At 43.6% G+C, this 4,903-nt stretch carries 3 protein-coding genes; all 3 read right to left on the bottom strand.

The window, feature by feature from the left end:
- Position 1: 1 nt before the first annotated feature.
- A complete protein-coding gene (locus AC6F75_RS07515) occupies positions 2-1,297 on the bottom strand; it encodes an amidohydrolase family protein (protein ID WP_500714358.1) in 1,296 nt (431 codons plus the stop codon).
- Positions 1,298-1,314: 17 nt separating this feature from the next.
- Complete coding sequence (locus tag AC6F75_RS07510; protein ID WP_500714357.1) at positions 1,315-4,305, bottom strand: amidohydrolase family protein; 2,991 nt, start codon at positions 4,303-4,305, stop codon at positions 1,315-1,317.
- Between the two features lie 100 nt (positions 4,306-4,405).
- Positions 4,406-4,903 (bottom strand): DUF3810 family protein (locus AC6F75_RS07505; RefSeq protein ID WP_500714356.1); only part of this gene is annotated, 498 nt, incomplete at its 5' end.

The raw sequence follows: 4,903 nt of genomic DNA, 5'->3' as shown, positions 1-4,903 counted from the left end.
TTTATTTTTCAGACTCATACTTTTCTGAATACCTCTGGTATAATTTGGTATGGTGAGATTCCAAAGAAATTTCCCTGCCATCGATAAAGGCGTGGGTTAGGTTGTTTGTTCTCATGTCCAATGCATCGCCTTCTGAAATAAATAGTGTGGCACTTTTTCCCACTTCCAGTGAGCCGTAATCCCCATCGATACCGATAATTTTAGCAATGTTTGAGGTGATAATTTTGAGGGCATCTTCTTTTGAAAGGCCATAGCCCACTGCTTGCCCGGCGAAGAAAGGCAGGTTTCGGGTGCTCATACGCTCCATGCGACCCACGGGGGTTAAACCCACAAGCAAGCCGGCATCATTCAATAATTTAGGCATTTTGTAAGGCAGGTCATAGTCCTCATCGTCATAATTGGGCCTGTTTTGGGTTCTGTCAAGCAGCACGGGTATGTTGTTTTGCTTTAGAAAATCTGTGATTTTATAGGCCTGATAACCACCCACCAGAACAGTTTCTTTGATGTCCATTTCTTTGGCAAAAGTGATAGCGTCTATGATTTCCTTTTCAGAGCTAGCACGCACATAAAGTTTTTTGCTACCGTCAAACAATCCATGTACGGCTTCAAGAGCCAGGTTTCTATCAGCTGAGGCTTTTTTATATGCTTTAGCTTGCGTCAAAAATTCCCTTATGGCCTGAATGTCACTTTCGTAATCCTTATTGGGTTGGAATGTTCTGGGTTCACCCATCCACCAGCGGCCTCTTCTAAAGCTGGATGGCCAATTCATATGGATACCGTCGTCAATTTTTACTGCAGCGTCTTCCCAATTCCATGCATCAAACTGAACTATGGAGGAGGTTCCGGAAATCCTTCCCCCACGTGGAACGATTTGACCCATCAATACCCCGTTGGGACGCATTGATTCTACTACTTTACTTTCGGCATTGTAGGCAATCAAACTGCGTACGTTGGGTGTGATGTTTCCGATTTCCCGCTCATCCACACTCGCTCTCACGGCATCAATTTCAACAAGCCCCAAAGTGCTGTTGGCGGCTATAAAACCGGGATAAACGTGTTTGCCTTGAGCGTTGATGATGCGTCCTTTTGGAGCAACATTGGCACCGATGGCGGTAATCTTTCCGTCTTCAAAAACGATGGTGGCGTTTTGCATCACGGTGCCATTGCCAATGTGTGCGGTAACGCCCGTGATGGATATGGCTTCAGTTTGTGGCCCTGCAGGCGTTTGTTGTGCATAAACTGACAGGCTGAACGTCAGTAAAAATGCTATGCTTAATATGTTGATTTTATTTTTCATCAGTTTCGTATTAAAGATTAGTCGTGAAAATGAAATTCCTCCTCAAGATGGTCGGTGTCGCAATGAAAATCCCTGGAGGGCCTTCTTCTTGGTGGCTGGGTGTTTCCTCCGCCGTTTTTTTCGTCAATCATCATTTTCATTAATCTGTTGCGTTCATCCCTTATGGCGTTTCGCTTTCTCAGGTCGTCTTCAATGTCAAAGTAAACGGCACCTTCAATCAGCGTTTTTTCCGCTTTAGCGTAAATGGACAACGGGTTGTCGCTCCACAGCACCAAATCGGCATCCTTACCTGTTTTAATGCTTCCCACACGGTCGTCAACACGCATCATTTTTGCGGGATTTAAGGTGACCATTTTCCAGGCTTCTTCTTCTGAAACCCCACCATACTTAACTGTTTTTCCTGCTTCCTGATTGAGTCTTCTGATGAGCTCGCCGTCATCGCTGTTTAAACTTACGTTTAGCCCCACATTGTGCATAATCGCTGCATTGTATGGAATGGCATCGTTGACTTCAAACTTATAAGCCCACCAATCACTGAATGTGGAAACTCCTTTCACACCGTGCTCTTTCATTTTGTCAGCTACTTTATAACCTTCAAGAATGTGTGTGAACGTATTGATTTTAAAGTTAAATTGTTCAGCGACTTTCAGAAGCATATTGATTTCACTTTGCACATAAGAATGGCAACTGATGAAACGGTTACCATTTAGGATTTCAACCAAAGTTTCCATTTCTTCATCATAGCGAAAGTCTTTTCCACTTTTCTTTTGGGTTTCATATTCCCTGGCACGTGAAAAATAGTCTATATATACCTGTTCAACACCCATTCTTGATTGCGGGAAACGCACGGTTTCCACAGCACCCCAATTGGATTGCTTGACGTTTTCACCCAAAGCAAATTTGATGAATGCAGGAGCATTTTTAAATTTCATTCCCTCAGGACTTTCTCCCCATTTAAACTTGACTATGGCCGAACGCCCGCCAATGGGGTTAGCAGACCCATGCAGCAGTTGTGCAGCAGTAACCCCTCCTGCAAGTGCCCTGTAAACGCCTATGTCATCCGGGTCAATCACGTCTTCCATTTTAACTTCGGCAGAGCTGTTGTGGCCCCCTTCATTGACTGACGAAAGTGCCAAATGTGAGTGCTCATCAATGATTCCGGCGGTTAGGTGTTTGCCGGTGGCATCTACAACGCGTGCATTTCCGGGGGCAAGGTTTTTACCGATTTGGGCAATCTTGCCGTTTCTGATGAGTACATCGGTGTTTTCCAAAATACCTTCGGCCTCATTGGTCCAAACGGTTGCGTTTCTGAAAAGCATATCGGTTGCCCTTGGAAGTTCGGTGTTTCCGTAAGCCATATTGGGATAAGTCACTGCCACCACTTCGGGTGCTTTTTTCTCTTTTTCGTCTTTTTCTTCGTCATCTTTTTCGTCAAGGGCTCCTGTTTTAGTGGCCATGAACGTGGATTCGGTTCCGTTGGGCAGGTATAGTCTTCCACTTAGATTGTCTGTCAAATCACTGATATTAACAATCATTCGGTAAGTTTCATCGTCTTTCGTTATAGAGAGGTTCACCCAGTTTTTGGAATATGAAATGCTGCTTTTCAGCGTAAGCGTGTCCTGTTTGATTTCAACTTTTGGTTTGCTGATTTCGCCTGAAATGCCCATTTCATAAGTGTTTCCGGCAACTATCAGGTTGTACTTTCCCCTGATGTCTTTTTGTGACATGTCATTCACCACGTGTTTTGTGCCTTGAATCCAGTTTTCAAAAATGGTGGTTCCTTTTTCAAAAAGCGGTCCTGAAGTAATAATAAAATTGGCTTCAGAATCCTTGTTAAGGTTACCAATGCGGTTGTTTTTTACAATTTGTGCCGGAACTGTTGTTAACGCTTCCAATGCTTTTTGAGGGGAAAGACCATATTCAATGGTTTTTTCGATTCGGGACATCATGTCTTTGGGCGATTTCAAATCGAGTGTTGTAAAAGCAAACGGAATGTTGTTTTCAGCAAGTACTTTAGGATTGGAAGGCGCCTGATTCCAACGTCGCATATCCTGCAATGAAACATAAGCCGCTTGATAAGGATTGGAAACATCAAAAGCATCGGGGAAATTCAAAGGGATGATATAAGTGGCGTTGGTAGCCTTGATGTCCTGAATACTTTCATATTCATGACCACTGCCCACAATGATGTATTGAATGTTGAACCCATCACCAACCTGATCAGCACGCAGGTTGTGGAGTTTGTCTTTGGCTTCAAAAATCGCGGGTAAATTTTTATTGGCGATAAGTGCTTCAAGAGCCAGGTCTTTGGTTTTTGAATGCCCTTTCTCATACCAGGCAGCATCGTGATACATCTGGCGCAGCAAAGCCATCATCCCCATAGTTGAGGATGGATAAGATTGTGATTTTTCTGCGCTGCGCGAAAAAGAAAAATGCTGAGTCGCTTTTTGCTGAAGGATGCGCTCACTGTCATTGCCCTGAGCGTTGAGCGTAACTACCATTCCTGTTCCTCTGGCAATACCATCGTGATGGTGAGTGCCCACAGCTCCAAAACCGGCATCAACCAGCTCTTTGTATTTTTTATCATCAAATTTAAACTTTTCAAAGGCATTGATTTCAGTTCTGATGTGGTCGTTCCAGTAATATCCGGAACGAGTGGCGTCATACTGAGGCGAACGGCCACGGGTGGGATTTCCTTTGGGTTTTTCAACACCAAAGTCGCTGTAAGGATCCACAAAAGACGGGTAAATGTGTCTGCCCTCAAGATTTATAACCACCGTATTTGCCGGTAAGTTTACAGATTTTCCAACCTGAACCACTTTGCCGTTTTGAATGAGCAATGTGCCGCCTTCAATTTTTTGAGAAGGGGTCACATAGATGGTGGCATTGGTAAAGGCTGTGTAGTTGGAGTTTTGATTGCTTACTCCGTCATTTTTTGGGAAATATTCCTGAGCTGAAATAAAAGCAAAGCTGAAGAATAGGGGAAATAACAGTAAAAGTTTTTTCATTAGTTATTAAGTTTTTGGAAAAAGAATTCTAAATGTAAAAAACTGCCTGAAAGCAAAGGTGTTAAAGCCCGACTTTTAACAAGAATTTAAGAGTTAAAAATTAAAGAGGATGTTCCTTATGGTAGTTCACCAGCAGTGCCACCATATAGCTGTAGCTTTTGATGCCTAACTCCTGATTGTTGGCCTTCAGGAAGTTGTCAAAAAACACTTTGGAAAACAATTCCATCGGGCCTTCATAGCTTTGCCAGAATTCGCGCACTTCCCGATAGCTTTCCAAAATCCCGAAGTGTACGGTTTCAATAATTTCGTCATAGAGGTCCATATCCCTTCTGGCGAGTTCGTTCACACAATACCTTAGGGCAAAAATGGTTCCTGCATATTGAAAATACAAATCGTCGTTGTGGGTGGTGGCTAAATAGGCCAGGAAATTGGCTTCGTTTTCAGCGGCATAGCCCAATTGGTGGGCTTCTTCGTGACTGGTTACAACGGCAAAACGGTGACCAATAATCATATCATTCACCTGAGCCTCGGCAGTAAAAGGGTTGTAGTAACCGCTGTAGCCCATATAAGTGAGCCCAAGGCTCCAGGAGGAAGCTTT

The sequence above is a fragment of the Planktosalinus sp. genome, assembly GCF_059864935.1.
This window is presented reverse-complemented; position numbering and strand designations above follow the sequence as displayed.